The organism is Sphingobacterium thalpophilum (genome assembly GCF_038396785.1).
Classification (GTDB): domain Bacteria; phylum Bacteroidota; class Bacteroidia; order Sphingobacteriales; family Sphingobacteriaceae; genus Sphingobacterium; species Sphingobacterium thalpophilum_A.
In genome coordinates this window covers 776,041-798,822 of the sequence record NZ_CP151087.1, presented here as the reverse complement: position 1 = coordinate 798,822, position 22,782 = coordinate 776,041, and the positions used below count along the sequence as shown (strand labels likewise).

The 22,782-nt window shown below is 40.3% G+C and carries 21 protein-coding genes; 10 read left to right on the top strand and 11 right to left on the bottom strand.

Annotation, left to right across the window (positions count from 1 at the left end; all coding sequences use genetic code 11):
- From AACH28_RS03710 to AACH28_RS03690, 5 genes are all read right to left on the bottom strand, one after another.
- Complete coding sequence (locus tag AACH28_RS03710; protein ID WP_153844617.1) at nucleotides 1–618, bottom strand: redoxin domain-containing protein; 618 nt, start codon at nucleotides 616–618, stop codon at nucleotides 1–3.
- 222 nt (nucleotides 619–840) lie between these two features.
- Nucleotides 841–1,935 (bottom strand): AI-2E family transporter, encoded by a 1,095-nt coding sequence (locus AACH28_RS03705; RefSeq protein ID WP_341832282.1) that lies wholly within the window; start codon nucleotides 1,933–1,935, stop codon nucleotides 841–843.
- A 248-nt stretch (nucleotides 1,936–2,183) separates the two neighbouring features.
- Nucleotides 2,184–2,381 (bottom strand): hypothetical protein, encoded by a 198-nt coding sequence (locus AACH28_RS03700; RefSeq protein WP_341832281.1) that lies wholly within the window; start codon nucleotides 2,379–2,381, stop codon nucleotides 2,184–2,186.
- A gap of 79 nt (nucleotides 2,382–2,460) precedes the next feature.
- Nucleotides 2,461–5,499, bottom strand: a complete 3,039-nt coding sequence (locus AACH28_RS03695; protein WP_341832280.1) for an SMC family ATPase — start codon at nucleotides 5,497–5,499, stop codon at nucleotides 2,461–2,463.
- A gap of 3 nt (nucleotides 5,500–5,502) precedes the next feature.
- A complete protein-coding gene (locus AACH28_RS03690) occupies nucleotides 5,503–6,708 on the bottom strand; it encodes an exonuclease SbcCD subunit D (RefSeq protein ID WP_341832279.1) in 1,206 nt (401 codons plus the stop codon).
- Nucleotides 6,709–6,955: 247 nt separating this feature from the next.
- On the opposite strand from AACH28_RS03690, the gene AACH28_RS03685 reads away from it, so the two are divergent.
- Nucleotides 6,956–7,654 carry a prolyl oligopeptidase family serine peptidase gene (locus tag AACH28_RS03685; RefSeq protein WP_341832278.1) on the top strand — a complete coding sequence of 233 codons (699 nt, stop codon included), beginning with the start codon at nucleotides 6,956–6,958 and terminating at the stop codon, nucleotides 7,652–7,654.
- Nucleotides 7,655–7,744: 90 nt separating this feature from the next.
- On the opposite strand, the gene AACH28_RS03680 is transcribed toward AACH28_RS03685, so the two are convergent.
- Nucleotides 7,745–8,506: a murein L,D-transpeptidase catalytic domain family protein gene (locus AACH28_RS03680; RefSeq protein ID WP_341832277.1), complete on the bottom strand. Its 762-nt coding sequence runs from the start codon at nucleotides 8,504–8,506 to the stop codon at nucleotides 7,745–7,747.
- 82 nt (nucleotides 8,507–8,588) lie between these two features.
- The gene (locus tag AACH28_RS03675) at nucleotides 8,589–9,608 is read right to left on the bottom strand and encodes a L,D-transpeptidase (RefSeq protein WP_341832276.1); all 1,020 of its coding nucleotides are present in this window, start codon (nucleotides 9,606–9,608) and stop codon (nucleotides 8,589–8,591) included.
- A gap of 265 nt (nucleotides 9,609–9,873) precedes the next feature.
- Between AACH28_RS03675 and AACH28_RS03670 the strand changes: the two genes are divergently transcribed.
- Nucleotides 9,874–10,287 carry an NUDIX domain-containing protein gene (locus AACH28_RS03670; protein WP_341832275.1) on the top strand — a complete coding sequence of 138 codons (414 nt, stop codon included), beginning with the start codon at nucleotides 9,874–9,876 and terminating at the stop codon, nucleotides 10,285–10,287.
- Between the two features lie 70 nt (nucleotides 10,288–10,357).
- A complete protein-coding gene (locus AACH28_RS03665) occupies nucleotides 10,358–11,728 on the top strand; it encodes an OmpA family protein (RefSeq protein WP_341832274.1) in 1,371 nt (456 codons plus the stop codon).
- A 95-nt stretch (nucleotides 11,729–11,823) separates the two neighbouring features.
- On the opposite strand, the gene AACH28_RS03660 is transcribed toward AACH28_RS03665, so the two are convergent.
- Nucleotides 11,824–12,876 carry an outer membrane beta-barrel protein gene (locus AACH28_RS03660; RefSeq protein WP_341832273.1) on the bottom strand — a complete coding sequence of 351 codons (1,053 nt, stop codon included), beginning with the start codon at nucleotides 12,874–12,876 and terminating at the stop codon, nucleotides 11,824–11,826.
- Nucleotides 12,877–13,164: 288 nt separating this feature from the next.
- On the opposite strand from AACH28_RS03660, the gene AACH28_RS03655 reads away from it, so the two are divergent.
- Both AACH28_RS03655 and AACH28_RS03650 read left to right on the top strand, forming a co-directional pair.
- On the top strand, nucleotides 13,165–14,469 hold the full coding sequence (locus tag AACH28_RS03655) for an ammonium transporter (RefSeq protein WP_341832272.1): 1,305 nt from the start codon (nucleotides 13,165–13,167) through the stop codon (nucleotides 14,467–14,469).
- A gap of 151 nt (nucleotides 14,470–14,620) precedes the next feature.
- Nucleotides 14,621–14,926 carry a hypothetical protein gene (locus AACH28_RS03650; protein ID WP_341832271.1) on the top strand — a complete coding sequence of 102 codons (306 nt, stop codon included), beginning with the start codon at nucleotides 14,621–14,623 and terminating at the stop codon, nucleotides 14,924–14,926.
- Here the strand turns inward: AACH28_RS03650 and AACH28_RS03645 are convergent.
- Nucleotides 14,923–15,453 (bottom strand): lipocalin family protein, encoded by a 531-nt coding sequence (locus AACH28_RS03645; RefSeq protein ID WP_120334431.1) that lies wholly within the window; start codon nucleotides 15,451–15,453, stop codon nucleotides 14,923–14,925. The two genes, AACH28_RS03650 and AACH28_RS03645, sit on opposite strands and share 4 nt — an antisense overlap.
- A 132-nt stretch (nucleotides 15,454–15,585) precedes the next feature.
- On the opposite strand from AACH28_RS03645, the gene AACH28_RS03640 reads away from it, so the two are divergent.
- The 3 genes from AACH28_RS03640 (at nucleotide 15,586) to AACH28_RS03630 (ending at nucleotide 17,655) form a co-directional block, all read left to right on the top strand.
- Nucleotides 15,586–16,020 carry a DUF4268 domain-containing protein gene (locus AACH28_RS03640; RefSeq protein ID WP_341832270.1) on the top strand — a complete coding sequence of 145 codons (435 nt, stop codon included), beginning with the start codon at nucleotides 15,586–15,588 and terminating at the stop codon, nucleotides 16,018–16,020.
- Between the two features lie 125 nt (nucleotides 16,021–16,145).
- Entirely contained in the window at nucleotides 16,146–16,940 is a 795-nt protein-coding gene (locus tag AACH28_RS03635; RefSeq protein WP_341832269.1) for a S1/P1 nuclease, read from the top strand.
- A gap of 151 nt (nucleotides 16,941–17,091) precedes the next feature.
- Complete coding sequence (locus tag AACH28_RS03630) at nucleotides 17,092–17,655, top strand: ABC transporter transmembrane domain-containing protein (protein ID WP_341832268.1); 564 nt, start codon at nucleotides 17,092–17,094, stop codon at nucleotides 17,653–17,655.
- A gap of 182 nt (nucleotides 17,656–17,837) precedes the next feature.
- On the opposite strand, the gene AACH28_RS03625 is transcribed toward AACH28_RS03630, so the two are convergent.
- Nucleotides 17,838–19,034, bottom strand: coding sequence for an IS110 family transposase (locus tag AACH28_RS03625; RefSeq protein ID WP_341831097.1), 1,197 nt, complete (start codon nucleotides 19,032–19,034; stop codon nucleotides 17,838–17,840).
- A 105-nt stretch (nucleotides 19,035–19,139) separates the two neighbouring features.
- Here AACH28_RS03625 and AACH28_RS03620 point away from each other — a divergent pair, with 105 nt between their 5' ends.
- Nucleotides 19,140–20,384, top strand: a complete 1,245-nt coding sequence (locus AACH28_RS03620) for an ABC transporter ATP-binding protein (protein WP_341833103.1) — start codon at nucleotides 19,140–19,142, stop codon at nucleotides 20,382–20,384.
- A gap of 8 nt (nucleotides 20,385–20,392) precedes the next feature.
- Here the strand turns inward: AACH28_RS03620 and AACH28_RS03615 are convergent, their stop codons facing one another.
- Nucleotides 20,393–21,229 (bottom strand): multidrug resistance efflux transporter family protein, encoded by an 837-nt coding sequence (locus tag AACH28_RS03615; protein WP_341832267.1) that lies wholly within the window; start codon nucleotides 21,227–21,229, stop codon nucleotides 20,393–20,395.
- A gap of 262 nt (nucleotides 21,230–21,491) precedes the next feature.
- On the opposite strand from AACH28_RS03615, the gene fabV reads away from it, so the two are divergent.
- On the top strand, nucleotides 21,492–22,694 hold the full coding sequence (fabV, locus tag AACH28_RS03610; RefSeq protein ID WP_088161698.1) for an enoyl-ACP reductase FabV: 1,203 nt from the start codon (nucleotides 21,492–21,494) through the stop codon (nucleotides 22,692–22,694).
- Nucleotides 22,695–22,782: the final 88 nt, after the last annotated feature.

The window sequence follows — 22,782 nt, the reverse complement described above, 5'->3', positions numbered from 1 at the left end:
TTATTTATGAAATTGGCTTATTGCTTCGTTAATATTTTTTTCACCTTCCCAATGTGCTTTTAGCTTTCCATCTGCACCATACACATAATTTGCCGGAAACTGTGAAGGCACATGGATTGTTTGTATAAACGTTTGGTCTTTATCAATCAATACCTCTACGTTAGATGCTTTGGATAGTTTAGGAGCGAATGTGTCAAAAAAACCTAATACTAATGCCGGGTCATTCATGGAAATATAATAGATATTGACATCTTTTATACGATCAATATTCTTTTCTAGCTCCGTAGCTTCATGTTGACAATGACTACATCCTGGATCAAATAGGATAAAAACCGTATTCTTGTCTTTGGCAACGTTTTCCTGCGTAACACGGATGCCCGAACGAAGCTGATAAAATGTGAAATTAGGGAGAATGGCTGCAGGGTCGGAAGATTGCGTTGGTGCAGCTTGACTATGGTCATGGCCTGCATGATCGTGACCTGCATGGTCATGGCTTTCAGCGCTGGCTTCCTGGGACGTATTTGCAGTATGATCTGTTTTCGGTTTGTTGTTGTTACATGAGGAAAGAATTCCGGCAGCCAATGCCACTGTCACTCCTAAGATTATCTTTTTATTCATAGAATACGTTTGCTTTTAAATCAGTTTTAGTGATTTTATCGTTTTAATATTTATGCTTAACAGATCGTCAAATTCTGCGTAGAAAGCATTGAACAATCTATTGTATTAATGATTCAAAACTATGAAAAAAAAGGGATTATCAATCGTTGAATCTCATTTATGACAGTTTACTGGATATTGATGCATTTGTGATCAAATCAACTTTACCTATTCGAAGTGCCCTTATTCTATAATATCAGGGCTGTCATGAGTAGACTTTGTGTCTGTCAATGAGGTAGATTGAATGATTTCAGGCGTACTTCGTCCAAATTCAATACTGTAGACTTTCAGGAGTACGCTAACGCAGGATAAAATGAGCGGACCGAAGATCAATCCCAGCATACCAAATAGATTTAATCCTAACAATACACCGAACACGGTTATTAATGGATGTACATCGCCCAACTTTTTCAATATGGTAAACCGAAGTACATTATCAATACTCCCGATGATAATGATCCCGTATAAGGCAAGACCTATTGCATTTCCAGACTGCCCATTTGCAAGTAGAAAAAGCGCTGCCGGTAGATAGACCACCATCGTTCCCAAAATAGGAATTATAGTGGAAACAGCGGTGAGTATCCCTAGAAAGATAGGGCTTTCCAGGCCAAAGAACCAATAGCCAAGACCGGCTACAATACCTTGGCACATGGCCAAAATCGGGATGCCGATTGCATTGGATTTTACCATCATGTCAAACTCTTTCCACAATTCGGCTTTACTGGCCATGGTGAAAGGGATCGCTTGATAGATGGTTTGTTCTAATTTTTTGCTGCTAACCAACATGAAATACAAAACAAACAAAGCAACCAATATATTGACTCCCACTTCTGCAACGGAATTCAGAATATTGGGTATGAATTTAGCTGCTTTTTGAAGCGCTCCCATTAAGGCAGTATCTGAAAGATCAATATTGCTTAAATAAGGGCTGTCTTTAAAGTAGGTTTTGATCGAGTCAAACTTGTGCATCAGATCGTCTTTGTTGCTAATGACTTCTGTTACCTGAGGTACCATGTAGTTGATTAACAGATAGAGTGGTCCTACCAAGAATATGATGGTCAATAATATCAATAAAATACTGGCGAAAGATTTATTCCATTTTTTTTCTTCAGTTAGCTTAAAGTTGATTTTTCTAAAAAGAACGTATAAGGTAAGTGCTCCCAGAAAACCGGGTAGGTAGTAGAATAGACTTGTAAAGATCAATATACATATCGCCAGAATGATGACGATTAGCATGATTTGATTGATGGAATTATTGTTGATTTGTTTGTACTTCATATAGCTGACAAATATACTGTCTATCGATTGTTATTTATCGTATGACAATATTTTTTTAGAAAAGTTTTATCTTGTTAAATTAAACTTCCTTTTTTATAATTTCAATGATTTTTTGAATTTCTTTTTTTTGTCCCCGGATCAGTCGGATGAGGAGGCTCCATGAGAATGGTAATGACGCTATTTTGCATCCAGCGACTCCAAACCAATTGTTCACTTTTGGATGGAAAGATAAGCCTTTTTATGCGAATTTAGTTTTGATTCTGCGGCATTAAAACCTCCCTCAAGATCGTTAGGATATCGTATTGTTTGACAAAAAGCATGGATTGCGTTGTCCTTAATGGACTGGAATCTTTAGCTAAAAAGGCCGTGTTGACTACTGCTTTGGTCGCTTTATGAAAAAAAGGATGAGACCCTTTTCCTTTTTTGTTGTTTGAAAATAAGCCCATAATCTTTTGTTTTTGTTGGTTATAGCGATCAGGCTTTTTCAGCGGGACCGCTATAACTAATTTACAAAATAAAACGGAATTAATTGATAAAAATTTGGCTACCCTGTTCTTCATCCTTTTCTATCGAAAGGGACACTGGAATACGTTCTTTGAGTTCTTCAACATGTGAAATAATTCCGACGATCCGGTTTTCCTTATGTAAATCCAATAGCGTTTCGAAAACAATATTAACAGAAGTGATATCTTGTGTTCCAAAACCTTCATCGATAAAAAAGAAGTTTTTGGCCGCACGCGAATTTGACTGTACACTTTCTGCCAAAGCCAAAGCCAAACTTAGGGAGACCTGAAATGCCTGTCCACCGGATAGTGTTTTTACGCTGCGACTTTTTCCTTCATTCAAATAATCTATAATTTCAAATTCATTGTTGTCGTTCAGCTGTAAGCTAAGCTGATTTCGGGTCATGCGATGGAAACGAATATTTGCATGATCACACAGCTGCCGTAGGTAAATCGAAGAAACATATTGTACAAAGCCCGCACCTTTAAAGAGATTAAAAAGTTGCTTCAAATTGTCATGGCGTAAGTTTAGTTTTACCTGTTGTTGCAGGAGATTTTCCTTTTTCGCGTAGGCGATTTTTAGCTGATCGCGCTCCTGCTGAAGTCGGGCAACAGCCTCAGTGCTCGCTTTCAATTGTTGGGCGCTCTCATCCAGGATTTTTTCTTGTGCAAGAAATTCGTTCTCGTCATATACCTGGTCGACGAGTTTCTTTTCCAACTGACTGATCTGTGCCTTCACAGTTTCAAACTGGATTTGAAACTGTTCAAGCTCTTGTCGGATCTGTATGACAGACAAATTCTCGGCAAGAATTTGCCGAATCTCTGCCAAAGTTTCAAAGGGTGAAGCCACAAGTAGCTGCTGGATTGTAGCATCGGTTTCTTGACTTTCACGACGGATATCTGCAAGCTGTTCAACAATCGTCTGTACCAAGCTGTATTGTGCTGCAAATTGACTGTTTAACTCATTTAATCGTTCGCTTAAAGTAATGTAGTCGCGCTCAATATCCAGATTTGATCTTTTCAGTGCAGTATATTCCTTTTCAACTGCTTCGGATTCCCGCATCTCATAATCAGACCAGCGCAGCGCTTTCAGGTTCCCGATATTTTGATCAATCTGGGCCTGTTTGCTTGCTTCATCACGTTCAAACTGATGCAGTGCTTTATTGTATTTCTCCAGCTTTTCCTCAACGGAAGCGAGTGTAGCCTGATGCTCACCAAGCTGTTGCTCCACTGTTGTTATCTGTGTTTCGATCCGGGCGAGTTCCTGCTTATTTGATGTGTAGCTGGATTCATCCGTAGCGCTATAGCCGATCCATGTAAATTGCTGGGCATGTGCAATTTTGTTATTGGCATTCAGCTGAATTTTCGTGTTTAGATCTTGTTGCTGAACATTTAATGACTGCAAGCGCAGCTGGAGTTTTTCGACTTGGAATTGTTGGTCCTGTTGATGCTTAAGACTTTCATTTGTCTCGGCAATCAATTTTTCATTGGCGGCAACTTCCTGGGAAATATCCTGTCCTTGGTTGATAGCAGGATGTTCCAATGCTCCACATAGTGGGCATGGGGATCCTGCTTTAAGGTTTTCTGCATATTGGGTCAACCTTTGCTGCAGGAGAAGATGTGATTTTTCATCTTGGAGAGACTGAAGTTTTTGCTCGAGGGCACTGACTACAAGGAGGTGATTTGATCGGAATTTTTCGAGGTCCGGATGAATGGCTTGGAGTTCCTGCTTCAGCACAGCTATACTTGTTTCTAAATCAATGGCCTGCTTGTTTAGATCGTCTTCCTGTTGTTGGATGCCCTGCTGTTTGGTGTACCACTGGCCCAGCTCCATGAGTTCATGGGCAGAAGGCTTTGATTGCTTTAGACTAGCGATCTGAATTTCTGTCTCTTGGATTTTGGCTTTAAAATGTCGTTGTTGCGCTCTTGTTTCCTGCACAAAATTGCGTCCCTTCTGTGCCCGATCCTGTAAACTCTTAATTTCATTTGAAAACGTAATCAATTGGCTTATCAATTCAAGGTCCAGTTCCTGAACACGACGTTGTGGCAGCTGTTCGTATTGTGATTTCAACAGATTGAGATTTGAGGAATGCTCCTGCATAAGCTGCTGAATTTCGGCCTGTCTCTGTTTTTCGGTTTCTACTCTTTTATGTGCAATTAGGCCTTCTTGTGCTAATTTTTCCTTGGATTTAAGAATATGTAGAAAGTTGGTTTGCGCTTCCTCAAAGCGGTTTAACTTTAATCGTAAGGTCTCTTTTTCACCTTTTTGTTCTAGCAATTGCTGAAAGAGCGCCTTTACCGTACGAAGCTCTAAGACATCCTCTTTGAGTTTTTTGAGCCTTAAGAACTTTTCATGATGCGACTTGTACGCCGATTCAATGGCGACGAAGGACTCGACTGCTAGTTGGAGATTTGTTTCGGTCGTTTCTATCTGTTCGCTTGTAACCTCGTCAAAACCTATTAATTGACCGTTGAGGTGATCCAGTTCGGACTGATTTTTTTTATAGAGGTTGGAAACTTTATCCTGCAGGTCAAATCGATGCAGTTGAAAAATCTCTTTCATCATATCCGTCCGTTCCTTGGCGCCAAGTTCTATAAACTCTTTGAACTGCCCTTGGGGAATGATGATTGTTCTTTTAAAGTTCTCATAGCTTAATCCAATGATATGCTGTGTATTGCTGCTTTCCAGTGGAACCCATTTTTCATTTATTTTTTCGTAGAGTACAACGGTGGGGGATTTTACATCATCGAAATTTTTGGAATTACGTTTAAATTCGCGGGTAATTCTAAATGTACGGTCTTCAAAATTGACAAAATCAAGCTCGATATAAGATCGATTGGACTTGAGATTCATCATGTTATAAGCGCGTTTATCCCGTGCATTCAGGCGTTCCGTTTCTCCAAATAAGGCGTAGGTAATTGCTTCCAATATCGATGATTTACCGGAGCCTACAGCACCGAAGATACCAAAAAGCCCCGCTTGAGAAAGCGCGGTAAAGTCGATCGTCTGACGTTCTTGATAAGAGTATATACCCTCTAGAGTTAGCTTTAATGGAATCATGGATTAAGAGTTTAGGATTTCGCGAAAAAGATCAAGGATGTCATCATTGGGCGCCTGATTGCCATTCTTGGATTTGAAATAATCGTTGAATAAGGTCGACATGTCTTGTGTAAGATTTATTTCTTTGTTGTCCAGAAGCGCTTGCTCATCTTGTTTAACGAGCGGAATGAGATAGATTATTCCCGAATGGCTCTGATAGATTCGCTTGCGGTCCTCGGCTTTTAAGAAGGTTTCTGATTTCAGCGTGAGCTCCACCAAAGCATCGGGGTTTTCAGACAACCAGGATATGCACTGTTCAATATCGTCGAACGATTTTCGGATCAGCGGTTTGCCCTGAGTTAGTGGAATGCGCTCAACCCTTGCTTGCTCGCCGGCCGATACATTGACCAGTGCGACGTATTTAGCTTGCCCAGCCTCCGAAAAACTATAACATAGAGGCGAAGATGCATAAACCACCGGTTTTTCGACAGAACCGATATTTTTATACCCGTGGAGATGCCCTAATGCGGTGTATTGGACCTGTGGTGGGATGGCCTCTGAATAGATTAAGTCTGCATTGCCAATTTTGACCGGTTTTTCGCCGTCAGGCTCCTCTAAAAGTGGGCTGCCCAATTTATTCATGTAAAGATGTGCCGTCAATATATTTACGCCTTTATCATCGCAATAGGTATTGGCTATTTTTTGCCAATTTGCTGCTAAGACCTCATTTAATTTACTTTCTTTCTCTTCGCCTAGATATTGTTTTAAGCGTATTTCGTTGGCATAGGCTGTATGAAGAATACGAATCGGATAGTCAAATTGCGGTAAGCTCAATTCAATGAAGCCCGTATCTGACTGTAACACGGTGAAACCATCTGTTGTGAAAGGGGTAACCACAGCATGCGGATGCCCAATTAGGATGATGCCCGACGCTCGTGCCAAAGGATCGGGCGCGTCAATCAAATGGGGTGAATCGTGATTGCCCGCGATTGCTAGTACTGGGCGTATGCCATTCTTGGTAAGACGCTTGATTGTTCGGTAGAATAGCTCGATGGCTTCCACACCTGGATTGAAGGCATCGAACAGATCTCCTGCGATGATCACGAGATCCACGTTTTCCCGGTCTGCGATATCAACGATTTCATTCATGACCAGTAATTGTTCATCTATCCGGGAGAAACTGTCCAATCGTTTTCCTAAATGCCAATCGGCGGTATGCAATATTTTCATGTGAGAGCTTGGATATTTTGCGCAATGTTACAAACTAAGATAAATTTGGCATGAAATGCAACTATAATTGGATGGAATCTTCCAAATGATCAGTTTGGGGCCAATATGGGATGTCGTCTTTGCGTTGTGCTAAAGTGTAATGTTGTCGCAATTGAAATGTTAAAACATGTTAAATGCGTGTCATAAGAGTCATTTAATTGTATTTTTAGTGCTCCAAAATTACGCTAGTTAGTCATAGACAAGAAATATGCGAAAAGTTTACCTGTATATCTGTTTTTTCTTTATGCTGTTGATGCGCGTAAACGCGCAGGAAATACACGCTATAAAAGGAGAAACTGCTTATCCTTTTTTATTGAAAGATGTCGCACCAGATTCATTGGAATCTGAAAAACAACCTGTATTTGTGTTTTTACATGGAAGAAGTTTGTCCGGGACAAATTTAGATCGTGTAAAGCGTTATGGTGTATTGTATGCCATCAACAAAGGGCAGGAGGTACCTGGGATAATTGTTGCGCCACAGTCCCGGGGAGGATGGGATCCGGACAAAGTAATCGAAATTGTTGACTATGTTATTGAACATTACAATGCTGACCCCGACCGTATTTACGTTTGCGGCATGAGTATGGGGGGCTATGGCACCATGGATGTGGCTGGTAAATATCCTGAAAGGGTGGCTGCTGCAGTAGCAATATGTGGCGGCGGATCGAGTCAGTATGCATCTAATCTGACGCAGGTGCCGATATGGCTTCATCATGGTACCGCTGATCGTGCTGTGCCAATTTCGGAGTCCAGAAAAATTATGAATGCGATTAAAAGAGAAGATCCGGATGCAAATGTGAGCTTAAATGTGATAAAAGGGGGGACGCATGGAAGTGTGGAGCGATTGTTCCATGATGATGCAATTTACAATTGGATGTTGAAGTTTAAGAAAAAGCATAAATCTTAGGGTCGTGTTGGTCCGGTAGCGGTGTATCGAAAGACAATTTATAAATAAAAAAAGCCTGATGAAGTATTTCCATCAGGCTTTTTTTATTTATTAGCCTTCGTGATCAAATGCAGGCGGTCTTTTTTGAAATTGTGCCATCAATATATTGGGTTGATGGATCAAGTGTGTCTTTGTGAGATATTCGGAGTTGTCGGCATAAATAAACAACAACGTTCCATCTTTGATGGTGTTAATGATAGGGCCTGCAAATTCCCTTGGTACTGCGGGGCAGCCGTAGCTTTTACCGAGTCTGCCTAAACTTGCTATTGTACCTGTGCTACAGTAATCGGCGCCATGCATCACAACGTATCTTGCTTTTGCATTGTCATTTATACCTTCTTCAAGACCATTTAATACCAAGGAGTAGCCATTCTCGCCGTTGTACGTGTTTTCTGTTGTGAAGAACCCTAAAGAACTTTTAAGTGACTCCTGTTGATTTGAAAAATTGACGGCATAGTTTTCTCCGCTATTTTTTCCATGCGCAACCAGTGTGTTGAAAAGTACTTTTTTGTGCGCAAGGTCGAGTACCACAAGTCTTTTTTCCGTTGATGCCAATGAAAAGTCAATGACGGTCATGATGTCCCTGTTGTGGATCGGAAGTTCTTTTCTGCCTTCCATTGCCTGACGAAACGCTTCGTATTTTAATACTTTGCCTAGATTCATTTCATCATACAATGAGTCAACTTCGGTGCGTTGACGTTCGACATTGATACGATGAGTGCTGGTGGTTTGTTGATCTGTTGTTTTTAATTCTTCTTGTGAGGACAATGCTGTATTGAGTGCCATCAAAAGAAACATAAACGTATTTCCCATTCTTCTCCCTTTTCTGTGTAGATGTTTACAAAATTAATTATTAAAGTTAATACATATTTGATTTACAGAATGTTAAATATTGTTAATCAATAACAACGACCAGTGAAGCGAGGTCTTTTGACCGTTTATAGACAAATTGAGCGTGAGATGACGCATTTCTGACGCACATATGCGACTTGGGTGTTGTGCCTAGGCTCTCACTATATTCGATAATGCTGCCATTGGGATTGTTGACTGGAACTCCATGTATATAAGCTCCAGCGGTAAATCGAGTGGCATAAGGCGCGAACCCGGCGTAAGTTTTGGTGCCGTCTTCATAATAAAACATCTTGGATTTGTGTTCCTGAACAACAAAGAGGCCTGTTGGTGTTTCCTGGGCATGGGGAGGTTTGTGCCGACCACTCGTCACAGGGTTCATGCTTCGGATAAACCATTCGTTTCCGACTTTTTCCAAGGTACAGATATTTTGATTTTTTACATCGACGACATTGATGATCTTGAACTGCACAGTGTCGCTAATAACACGCAAATACCTTTTGGGAACCGTATATTTTCCTTCGAATGAAATCCCTTCAATCGGAATTCGAGCTATGCTGTCGGGGCCTTGTATGCGGACGAGCCAGCCGTCCCGACCGTAACGAACAGCTTTGGCGCTGTTAAGATCGTAGAGTGGTGCCGCTTGATACCGTTCGACGTTGAAACTGTCAGATACGCGTTTATAAGAGTCCCGTTTATAGTTCTGTATTGTTGGGGCTTCGCCTTTTTCATTTTGATAATTCTGTAGAACCCCATACAGCGATGGCGTCTGTTGAAAATTTTCGATAAAGGCCAGGCGTTCTTTGATCTTTTCCCATTGAAAACTGCGTGTGGTGTCTTTGTAAGGATAGCTGTCTTCCAGGGTGTATTTGTTGTAAAGCAGCTCTTTTTTTAAGGTAATATCCTCAGCGGTAAATATTTTTTTCTGCTCAACCTGCTCTTTAGGTGGAGTAGGTTTTTGCTGCTCAGTTTGCTGATTGGTTTTTGCTGTGTTTTTCTTGTCCTGCTGGCATCCCGGCAATAGAAACAATATGCTTAGTATTAAACAGGTTAATCTTCGATTCATATATGGAAGTATAGATTATCGTTTTATACCTTAAACTTAGATAATTAGTTTATTATTTGCAATTTTATTGCAGTTGAAGGAAATAGATTTGCTGTTAAACCTTACTATTCGTTTTGTGAACTGTAACAGATTTTCAATGATAAGGCGTTTATTGCGGTAAAATTTTATTTTAAAGAGCTGTCTTGAATGCGGGGGAGATATTTCTTCGATGATGGATAAAAAGTTAGTTTTGTGATCTGAAATAAATGATTCTGAAATAAATGATATGGACAAAATTGTTATTTGCTCGGCGGTGATGCTTGCTCCGGAAGGAGATTTGCTAATGGTTCGTAAAAAAGGGTCTAGCTATTTTCAGCTACCTGGAGGGAAGGTAGAGCCGGAAGAAAGCCGGGAGCAGACCTTAATTCGTGAACTGAAAGAGGAGCTTCGGTATGATGTGAGCAGAATGGAAATAAGCTTTATCGGTAGTCACAGTACACAGGCTGTAAATGAGGTAAATACGGTGGTCGTGGGCTATATCTATTTAATTAAACTTGCAGAGCGTCATGCATTTGAGCCTTATGAAGAACTGGAAGAAGTGCTGTGGATCAGTAGAGCTGATTGGCAAAGTTACCAATGGGCACACCTGGCATCCGAGTTTGTTCTACCAAAATGGCTTTCGGGTGATTTTGATCGTTAAATCGTGTAGGGTAAACAAATTAAACCTTTGTTTGTTAGAGTTTTATATAAACTATAAATAAACAAAGATAATGGAAAATCAGCTTTTAAAAGGGGCGAAGGACTTTTTTGACGAAGAGGCCGTCGCTCAGATAGGGCAAGTTTTAAATCAGGATAAAGAAGGGGTAAAGCAGGGTTTGAATGTAACAATTCCCGCCTTGTTTTTAGGTTTAAGCCAACATTCCGATTCCGGCAGTGGGATTTCGGCGATACTTGAAAGGGCTAAGCAGCACTTTGCGAATTTTGATTTCCACGAGCTTCTCGGTCGTGTGACCAAAGCAGATGAGCCCGCAGGGGATCCTGCTGTGAAAGGCGAGAATGCTCAGGGTTTATTGGGATCAATATTTGGTGGCGGTCTGGATACTGTTTTGAGTACTGTTGCCGGTTATTTGGGGTATGACGGCAGTTCCATTGGGAAATTAATGAATTTTTCTTTGCCCGCGATATTCTCCAGTCTAACAAATAAGGGCCAAAATTGGGATTTTGATCGTATCGGTCATGTTTTGGAGGAAAATAAAACCGCTTTTGCTGCTGCTGTTCCAGCTGGGTTAGGCTTAGGCGCCTTTGGGAAGCTTTTTGATGGTGCGCATTTTTCTGCGCCGGAAGAATCCGCGACTGAACATGCAATTCCTGCTGATGTTGCTAAGGAGGTGGATAGTCATAAGTCAATACCCATTAATCCGGCAAATGAACTGGAAGCACATAAAGAGCCCTTGTCACTGCCAAGAGCGGAAGAGTCCAGGGCGGCAATCGCTGGAACCGGTTCCGGTGGCGGTTGGTGGAAGATTTTAATCGCCCTGGTCGTATTGGCTGCACTTTGGTTTTTATTTGGAAAAGGCTGTAGTGGAAGCAAGCAAGACGGTGCTACCGACACCAGTGTAAATAAGACAACGGTAGAGTCAGATACTATGAAAACGGGTTCCGGTATGGTCGAGCGCGAGCAAACGGAGGTCATCCTACCAAACGGTGTCAAACTTGCTGCTTTTAAAGGCGGGATAGAGGATCACTTGGTCCAATTTTTAAAATCCGATTATAAATCGATGGGTGAAGATTCCCTGAAAAATACCTGGTTTGATTTCGATAACCTGAATTTCAAAACAGGTACAGCCGAGGTACTTCCTGAAAGTCAGGTGCAACTAAGTAATCTTGCAGCGATATTAAAGGCTTTTCCCGCAGCTAATATTAAGATCGGTGGCTATACCGACAAAACGGGCAATGAGGATTTTAATAAAAAGTTATCGCTTGAGCGGGCAACGGCTGTAAAGGATTACCTGAGTAAAGAGCAGCTTTCCAAACAGGTGATCGGTGCAGAGGGGTACGGCTCACAGTTTGCTAAGTATAAGGCCGATGCGCCAGAATCTGATCGTATTATGGATCGGCATGTTTCGATAAGTGTTCGATAATTGCTTTGTGCAGCATAACTAGACCGCTGTGAAAATAAAAAATAGCAGATTCCACTGGAACCTGCTCTTTCCTTTTATGTGTAATGCAATGTTGTTTAGAAACTGTAGACACAGGCCAACAGAAATTGTCCTGCAGATTTGGTTGGGCTTAGATCGTTTTTGATGAATCGTTCGGTATTTCCTTTGTCAATTCTGATTTCGGGAATAAATTTGAATCCATGGTAATTATATTCTGCTGTCAAGGTGGTTGCGAGGATATTGGAACTAGGGATTCCATTTTCTTCCTCTTTATGCGTTTGGAAAAACTCTTCGCGTAATCCTAGGCCGAAATGTTCTGAAAAATGAATTCTTGGGTAAAGTGCTACTCCAGAGTAACCCCCACCATCTCTCTTTTTATAATTTGTAGCATTTAAACCAAGGAAAAATTTGGAGGTGAAATCATAATTAGCAACGAGATCGACCAAGGTTCCAGAGCTGTAATTGGTTTTACCGCCAGCAGAGGATCCTGTCAGGAAATTGAGATAAAAGCTGCTTTTATCATTGGGGGTATAGGCTAGTTGGGAGCCGACATGGGAAACTCCGTTCATATCTTGATAGACATTCCAGTCGTTAAATAGTCCGACCATTAAAGCCACTTTATCTGAGAAACTATACGTAGCTTTTAAACCAGCGTCTTGAAATGGGCCGGCGCCGAATAAATAAGAAGTTGAATAATGGAAGTTGTAGGTTGGTGATATTACTTCAAAACCCACAAATGTTCCCATGAATCCTGCAGTAAGATTGAGTTTCTCGGTTAGATCATAGCCTACATATAGATTTTGGATATGAAAACTGTTTTTGTCGTCGCCAGCCTGGCCGTCGCCATTCATAATGGATCGATATTGCCCTCTGGGGCCAAAAGATAATTCTCCGACAAATGATGTCTTTTTAAACTTCTTTTTTACAGCCAAATCCACCATCCCAATAGAGACGGAGTTGTTGTCTTCGGTAAAATAGGTGTTGATGTTAGGTTTGTTTTGAAAATCATATTTCCAATAAGTATCCACTGATCCGGATATTTCTATTCCTTTTTCTTTTGTTTCTTCTTGTGATGTTGCTGTTTTTATTAGAAATAGTGATAAAAAGATGGTTGTTAGAAGTTTTTTCATGTTTTTTTTGGTTTAAGTTTGGTTTGTTTGAATTTTTTAAGGCTTAATTCTTTTGTTTTGTCTGTTTTGTATTGGTTTTTGTTTAAAAATTAATTGGTAATTATGGTTTTGTGTTTGTTTTTGTGAAATTATGTAAAAAAAATCATAAAAAATAAAATAACATAGTATTTTTTTAACAAAAAGACTTTATATTTGAAAAAATTATAAGGGAAAGTAGGTTTTTGTTTTGTTCTTGTATTTTTTTAACAATTTTATTAATATATTGAAAACACTAATCAGTTTAAACAAATGAAAAAAATTATTCCACTCATTGTTCTAGTTCTTTTGGGAGTATTGGGACTTGTATTTCCGTCCATCGACTTGTCTGATTTAAACAAGGCAGAATTTGATACGGGAGATACGGCCTGGTTGTTAACTTCTTCTGCATTGGTGTTGATTATGACACCTGGACTTGCCTTTTTTTATGGCGGTATGGTTAGCAAGAAGAATGTAATTTCAACGATGATGCAAAGCTTTATATGTATGTGTTTAATGACAATCCTCTGGGTCATTGTTGGCTTCAGTTTGGCTTTCGGCGATGATATCGGTGGTATTGTCGGTGATCCGCGTACATTTTTTATGATGAAAGGTACATTAGGGAATGTTGCTTGGGGAGCGCTTCCCACTATACCTTTGGTTTTGTTTGCGATGTTTCAATTGAAGTTTGCGATTATCACACCAGCATTGATTACGGGGGCTTTTGCGGAACGTATTCGTTTTAATTCATTTATGCTATTCATTATTCTGTTCAGTATTTTTATTTATATGCCATTGGCACATGCTACTTGGCACCCTGAAGGTATATTAGCAAAATTTGGTGTTCTTGATTTTGCCGGTGGTACAGTTGTGCACATGTCGGCAGGTTGGGCAGCATTGGCGGCAGCGATTTATTTAAAAGGACGTAAAATGCAAATTCATAATCCGGCGCGCATAAGCTACGTGATATTAGGTACAGCACTCTTGTGGTTTGGCTGGTTTGGATTTAATGCAGGTTCAGCTGGTGGAGCAAATTCTTTGGCAGCTTACGCTTTTGCGACAACGACTACAGCATCAGCAATGGCCGCTATGGCGTGGATATTTGTTGATATCATACGTGGAAAGAAACCTTCAGCAATGGGAGCATGTATCGGTGCCGTTGTTGGTTTGGTTGCGATTACACCAGCAGCTGGTTTTGTCAGTATTCCACATGCGATGATCATTGGCTTGGTTGGCGCGTTGGTTAGTAATCTGGTTGTATATCTGAGAAGTAAAACAAGTATCGACGACACCTTGGATGTATTCCCTTGTCATGGGGTAGGTGGCATGGTTGGTATGGTACTTACCGGTGTGTTTGCCCATCATAACATTAATCCTGTTGTTGTGGACAATGGTATATTTTTTGGCGAAACGAAGTTGTTTTTTGTCCATATGGTCGCACTATTTGCCGTGTCATTTTTTGCCTTCGTTGGTTCACTTGTGCTCTTGAAGATCACCGATCTTATTGCTCCATTACGCGTCGAAGAGACAGATGAAGAGCTTGGTTTGGATGTTTCTCAACATGCAGAAGCATTGTAACCTAGTCGCAGCATAACGCATAGTTTATCCCAAACAATCTACTGCTTAGCGGTACATTGTTTGGGATATTTTTTGCATTTTTGTCCTGCCAGGAGAGAAGTGTATGATGTTATGCGCTATTTCGAGTACCTGTGCCTCTAAAAAGATTTTCATGACTACTGAGATTAAAGATACTTTGCGTTCTGATTTTGAAAAAATGATGCGTTATTGCCTACAGAAAAATGGTGATTTCGGTTTTAACGTGTTTGGTGATTATGCAGTATCTGTATTAAATTTTTATGTCGGGAGTTCAATATTGCCACTCAACGAAAAACGTGCGGGTGCCCTATTCCTTGTAAATCTCTACAATGCAGGTATCAGAAATGCAATCACGCGGGAAGATATTGAGGATATAGCTGATGTACTCACACAGGATAAGACGTTAAACTACCCGCTATTAGCTCCGATCTTCGACTAATGTTTGGTCCATACAAGATCGCCGGTTTCATAGCCACATTGCAGGGCATAGGTTAAAAATTCATTTCTGATTTTATCTGGAATCTCCGTCTCACGGCCCAAAATCCACATATAGTCTAGATTGTCACCAAAAACGAGTGCGTATTTATAATCCGGCGTTATTTTTACAATATTATATCCACTGTAGAAAGGACCAAAGAACGATACTTTAAGTGCGCCTTCATTGGGGCTGTTGACAAATTTGGCTTTTCCGATAGACTGTTTCCAGCGTTCTTTGTCTTCGGAGTACCCTTGGTTATTGACACGTATTGTGCCATTTTTATTTTTGCTATATTCTGCTGAAACTTGACTTAAGCCTTTTTCCCAATAGAAGTCGAGTCTGGCTATTTCAAACCATTTTCCAAGATATTTATCCAAATCAAATGGATCCACGACATCAGGTCGCGAGACGACAGGTTTAAAGGCGTTATAAGCCACAGCCCCAAGTGCTATGCCAGTTAATAGTAACAGTGATTTTTTCTTATCCATGTTCATCTTCGAATATGTTTATTGTTAAAACAACAATTTTGATACCAACAAGGTTTAGACATACCGAGCTATTTTACTAATTTTGTTGACTAAAAATTTGTATCGGTGTATTCAAGGGAAGAGATAAAACAATTGAAACAGTTATTCTGGACGAAGTTTGGACAATTTATGGCTTTACATGCATCGGCAGATGGGGAGAAGGCAAATTGGATTAACTATAAGACAGGTATTAAGCATTTATACTTCAGAATGGATGCGGATAAGAAGCTGGCAACTATTGCGATACAATGGTCCCAACCTGATGCTGGGCTCAGGGCATTAATGACAGAACAATTTCTTCAGTTTAAAGCATTGTTGCAGGATCTTCTTGGAGAAGAGTGGATTTGGGACATGGATGGAATGGACGAATATGGAAAGCCGATTTGTCGGATCTATACAAGCTTAACCGGTTACAGTGTTTTTAAAGAGGATGACTGGGCCGAGCTCATTTCTTTTTTTAAGCCTCGAATAATTGCTTTGGATGAGTTTTGGTCTTCGGCTAAGTATACGTTCGATATTTTCAAATAATTAACATTCAGTATAGTAAGATGAGTTATTACAGGTCTGATTCCGCTTTTCAACTCCAGTTTGTGGGAGCGAACGGCGTTTTTCTAACAGGTAGGAGCTTCGTCATCATTTAAAACAACAATCTAATGAAAAAAATGATCAAGGGTTTGCTGGCAATGGCATTGTGTTTTCAGCTTTCTTCGGTATTTGCGTGGGGGACAACAGGGCATCGTGTCGTGGCTGAAATTGCGGAACGCCATTTGACTAAAAAAGCCAAAAAGAATATTGGAAAAATTATTGGACAGCAAAAGCTGGCCTATTGGGCCAACTGGGGGGATTTTATCAAATCAGATCCCAATCCTGAATTTAAAAAACTGGGGAATTCTCATTTTATAAATTTAAACTCAAATTTACCCTGGGCCGATTTTCAATTGGGTTTAGAAAATTCAGCTGATGAGAATCTGTATAAGACAGCGTTCCGTATTGAGAAATCCTTTGCAGATAAGACTATTCCAATGGATCAACAAAAGCAAAACCTGTATTTCTTGATCCATATTCTGGGCGATGCGCATCAACCCATGCATGTTAGCCGTGCCGAGGATCAAGGTGGTAATAAGATTGAAGTAAGCTGGTTTGGAAAAAAATCAAATATTCACCGTGTTTGGGATAGTGATTTGGTCGACAATGAGAAGTATAGTTATACCGAGTTTGCAACTGTTTTAGATGTGAATAACAAAAAAGAGAATGAACAGCTGGCGGCTGGAGAGCTCGCTAACTGGTTGTATGAATCAAATCAATTGGCTGAAAAGATTTACGCTGACGTAGCTAATAATGCCAATTTATCGTACTCCTATGTTTATCAAAACAAAGATATTATGGAGCAATGTATGCTAAAAGGTGGCTTGAGGCTAGCTAAAGTATTAAACCGAATTTTTGGTTAATATTACGGCTACCATAAATTATTAAAAAGGCGTATCCTGAAACGATACGCCTTTTTTGTCGTAGTACGTCATTGCGATCACATTGATTTTATGCTTTCATTTAAACAATGTCCCTAGATTAGTTGTTTCCTCTATATTAAAATCAATTTCAATGACTATCCCGCAATTATTTAAAAAAATTGTTCCCTTTGCCAAACCTTATCGTCAGTTGATTATTTATACCTTGCTATTAACGGTAGTGGGGTCTTTTGCTGCGCAAATAAACGCTTTTATTTTACGTTATACCGTCGATCGGATTAATGATCTGATGGTCGCCAAAGAACCCTTATCAAAAGGCATGTATCTAGTCGGCATGATCAGTATTATTTTGTTAATTAAAGAAATAGTATACGCTTTTGTTCAGTTTGGTCAGAAATTTTACGGAGAGAAACTTCGAATTTATATCGCACGGGACTTCTCTCAATCAATAGTAAACCGCATTTTAACCTATAAGTTAGCCTTTTATACCTCAAGTGATAATGAAAGTGGAAAATTGGCTACCCGAATAGACGCCGGTATTAGCTCGTTGACACGTTTAGTCCAAATTTTCTTTATTGATATTCTGCCTTTGTTTGCAAATGCAATCATAGCATTAATCTGTATGTTCTATGCTAATGTATATGTAGGGCTGGTGGGAGTGGCTGTTATTCCTTTGTACCTTTCCTCTATAAATTAACTATAATACAGTCCCCTTGCGCATTGGGTTTTGCGATTTTCCTCTTCGAGTTTGGTCAGCCGTAAGGCTGGCATTAACTCATGCTTGTGTACTTATAGCCTTTTCAGGCATTTGCATTGGCCAATTTAAAAACGGGGTCTTTTAGCCACCATAAAGATACCCGGCCTTTACGCAAAAAATTGTTATGGTTTAAGTTTCGCTATGCGTTCCATTTCTTTTTGGTGATACCGTATCCTGGCATCTAGTTTGGCTGGTTCGTAGATCACCTGTAGTGCCGGATTATAAGGGGTTAAGTCTTTTAGGATATTCCATACAACAACGGATATTTTTCGTGCGATAGCGATCAGGGCCTTTTTCGAGGATTTTCTTATACTTAGACGGTTGAATTTGTCTTTAAAATAGGAGCCTTTACAGCGGCTTGCCGCCCAGGCAACCTGTACCAGTATTGGCTTGAGATATCTGTTTCCTTTAGTGATCGCTGTACTTTTATATTTCCCTGCGCTTTCATCATTCTTTGGTCGTAATCCGACCCATCCGCTCAGTTTACCGCTGTTTTCAAAAACTTTCATGTCTGCGCCGGTCTCGGCGATGATCACAGCGGAACTGATACGGCTAACGCCGGGAATCGTCTTTAGCAAGGCACTCTGCCGTGGAAAATCACGCAGGCAGATAGCTTCAATCTTTTCTATATACTCAGCAGACTGCTTGATCAACAGGTCGTATTCAGCTTTTGCCATCTGCAGGTTGAAGCGGTGGTGCTCCTTCATGCAGCCGGTTAGTGCTGCTGCCAGCTTTCCGTTTTCTTTGTTCTTCTTACTGGCATAGACCAGTTTGCTTAAACGTACGGCATCACGCTCCCCGGCTATCAGGGCATCAATGACACTCAGCATACTTTTCCCTCCGATATCGGTCACAAGACTACCCAAACGGATTCCGGCCTGTACGAGGATATTGTCCATTTTGGTAAGCATACGGACTATCCGCTGCTGCAACTTGCTATAGGAACGGGTATAGCTCCTGAGTTCCTGTATTCGCTCACCGGGCACAAAACTCCCGCGAAGCATATCTTTGTGAAGTAGCTGGGCAATCCACTGTGCATCCTTTACATCGCTTTTGCGGCCGGGCAGCTGTTTGATTAAAAAGGGATTCACCAGCATCAGATCAAAGCCCATTTCAGAGAGAATATTCCAGACCGGGATCCAGTAAATACTGGTACTCTCCATCGCTACTCGGAGAACACCCGCAGCCTTCAAGTAGGCTCCCAACTGTCGAATGCCCGTACTGAAGGTTTCGAAAACCTCCACATCCGAATAATGCTTCCCATTAAATACCGCACAAAAAATACTATCTTTATGCACGTCAAGTCCTGCTGTTTTCATATAACTTTTTTTTTCAACATAAAGATAAGCAGCGGGACTTGCTTTGATTGCGATAGCTCTCGCCAATTTTTATCCGCTTGTGTGTAATCGGAAAATTAAATGTAAATTTATATTAGTCAGACTCAAGCCTCCAAGTTGACAGGCTTTAGGCGGCAGATGCGCAATTACAGGGGGGCGAAAAATAACCGGATCATTAGTTTGATCGATTCAATTTTAGTAATTAAATCATTCGTTCGGGAGCCAGAAGAAGCTAAACGTCATGAAAAGATCCAATTTGAAATGACGGAGAATCAAATGGAAACTCGAAAAACGAGTTTTCTTTATGATAGCATTAAAAATTTTGTCGAACAGATTGCTGTCGTCATTATCATCGTTTTAACGGCTTATCTTGTTCTATCTGGCCAGATTACCATTGGTGCGATTATGTTTCATATCATGTTATTTAATAACGTTTCGGCGCCGATACGTCAGTTGCACCGTATTTATGATGAGGTAAACGATGCCCTGATCTATTCAGAATCTTTCTTCGAAATTTTGGAATCTGACGAGCATATTGAATCAAAGGGTGATTATAAGCCCGCACATATTCAAGGACATTTGGCCCTACGGAATGTATTTTTTGAATATCCAAATGGAACCGTTGCTTTAAAGGACGTGAATTTTGAGATCAAGCCGAATGAAATCACAGCTTTAGTGGGGCTGAGTGGGGCCGGGAAAAGCACGATTATCAACTTATTGGATAAATTTTATGAACCTAGCAGCGGCCAAATTTTTTTGGATGGGGTAGATCTGGCAAAGTATGATACAGCGTTTCTCCGTCGACATATCGGTATGGTATTGCAGCGTAATCATATTTTTAAAGGGACTATCTTTGAAAATATTGAGTATGGTAAGATGGGAAGTTCTAGGGAAGAAATTATTGAAGCAGCCAAGAAAGCCTATATTCATGAGCAGATTATGGATCTGCCCAAAGGTTACGATTCAGATGCGCAGTCACTATCAGGGGGCCAACAGCAGCGGATCGCCATAGCCCGCTTATTTTTAAAAAATCCACCGATTATTTTTCTCGACGAGCCTACGGCTAATTTGGACGCCATCGCGACCGAACAGATTAAAAATAGTTTGGATGCCATAAAGAAAGACCGTACAGTAATTATCGTTTCCCATAGTATCTCTCAGATCATCGATTCCAATGCCATTGTGGTTATGGAAAAGGGAATGGTGGTGGAGAAAGGGCAACATGAAGATCTATACGAACATAGAGGAACTTATTATGATATTTTCTCAGCAATGGCCAATAGTTTAAACCTGAGTAAAATAAGCCGAACATTACACGTAGATGAAAGGTGAGGGTATTATTAACTTGTGCGACTATGTAGAATCATGCCAATGACCACCATGACAATACCAATACAGGAATATACATTCGGAAGCGCCGCCTGCAGGATAAGAATTTCGCCAACCAACGTAAAAATGACTTCCATGGCCTGTGTTGCCTCTACAGCTGCCAATGCTTTATGGTCCTGATGAACGAAATCGGTAGCTGAGAAAAATAAAAGTGTGGCAATTACTCCCGAACAGATGGCTACTAAAAAGGTTTGGAAAAGTTGACTATCAGTGGGTAGACCATTATCTAAATAGCCAAATAGGCTCAGGATAATCCAAAATGGCATACTACAGAGTGTCATACCGAGTGTACGTTGAAAAGCATCCAATCTATTGTTCGATATTTTCATCATTTTACGGTTACCTAATGGATAGGCAATAGCGCCGATCAACACTGGGATGGTTCCCAATAGCATTGTATTTAAGGAAGTTGACTGAGCTTCTGAAATTTGCATCAAAAGAATACCTAAAAAAATAAGGATGGAGAAGAGGAGTGAAGCTTTTGAAATGCTTTTTCGTTGCCCTTTTTTATCAAGTAGCGGACCAATAAACATGCCGGCTATAATGGTGAATTCGAAGGTGCTAGCTACGAGCCAAGATGGGCCATAATTTGCGCCATAGGTAAGGGTTGCATATAATAGCCCGAATCCGATCGTACTCCAAAGAAGCCATTGCCAAAGGTTAGATTTGATTTCTTTGAGTAAATCGATGAGGTTTCCTCTTATGGCAACAATGATAAGTAAGATTGGAAGCATCCAAATAAAACGTAAAGACGCTGTCCATTGCCAACTTCCACCGGAGACTGCCATAATTCGGTTTAGAACGAAGGTGTTGGCAAAAAATAATGCAGCTAGCGTTCCTAAAAAAAGTGCATTTTTTTATTCTTTTTTATTGTAAATTGGATTGGCATAAATAAAAGGAGTGCGATGTATACTTAACTTTGTGAAAGTAAGCAAATGTCCGTTCAAATGGAAATGAAACAAAAACTAATTGATTTTTATCGCGATTTTCTCATTTAAAATTCCTTATTTTGCCTAATCAATAAAACAAGTAGTAAGAAAATTAATCAAGATGATTATACAACCAAGAACTAGAGGTTTTATTTGTTTAACCTCGCATCCACAAGGGGCTGCGCAAAACATTAAAAATCAAATTGAATACGTGAAATCCAAAGGTGAGATCGCGAATGGTCCAAAGAAAGTATTGGTAATCGGTGCTTCTACTGGATTTGGTATTGCTTCTCGGATTTCTGCAGCATTTGGTTCTGGAGCTGCTACAATCGGTGTATTTTTTGAAAAACCTGCAGCTGAAGGCAAGCCAGGAACTGCTGGATGGTACAATTCGGCAGCTTTTGAGAAAGAAGCCCATGAGGCGGGATTATATGCCAAAAGTATCAATGGCGATGCTTTTTCGGACGAAGTGAAAAAACAAACTATTGAACTTATTAAAAAGGATCTAGGACAGGTTGATCTAGTGGTTTATAGTTTGGCATCACCACGTCGTACGCATCCAAAAACTGGCGTAGCACACGCTTCCGTTTTGAAACCAATACAAGAACCTTTTACCAACAAAACGGTAGATTTTCATACAGGTGTAATTTCAGACATTACCATTCAGCCTGTTGAAAATGAAGAAGATATTGCGAATACTGTAGCTGTTATGGGGGGAGAAGACTGGAAGTTTTGGATCGAAGATCTTAAAGCTGCTGGTGTGTTAGCTGAAGGAGCAAAAACAGTTGCCTATTCTTACATAGGTCCTGAACTTACTTATCCAATTTACCGCAATGGTACGATTGGTCGTGCAAAGGATGATTTAGAAGGAACAGTACCTGCCATAAACGCGATTTTGAGCGATATTAATGGTGTATCCTATGTATCGGTGAATAAAGCCTTGGTTACGCAATCAAGTTCAGCTATTCCAGTTGTTCCTTTATACATTTCTTTATTGTATAAAGTCATGAAGGAAAAAGGTATTCATGAAGGTACAATTGAACAAATGCAACGTTTGTTTGCTGAGCGACTTTATACCGCTGACGGAAAGGTATTGCTTGATGACAAAGGTCGTATCCGTGTTGATGACTTAGAAATGCGTGAAGATGTTCAGGCTGAAGTTGCAGCATTATGGGAGAAAGCAACAACTGAAAATTTAGCCGAAATTTCAGACATTGAAGGTTATCGTAACGAGTTTTTCAATTTGTTCGGTTTTAATTTCGACGGTATCGATTACAACGCTGATACCAATGAAGTTGTTGGTGTACCTAGTATTGAAGGTTAATTTTAACGGATATACCTACAAAAAGAGCGGAGAATGTGTAAACATTATCCGCTCTTTTTGTAGGTATATCTTTGATGCTATGTTTATA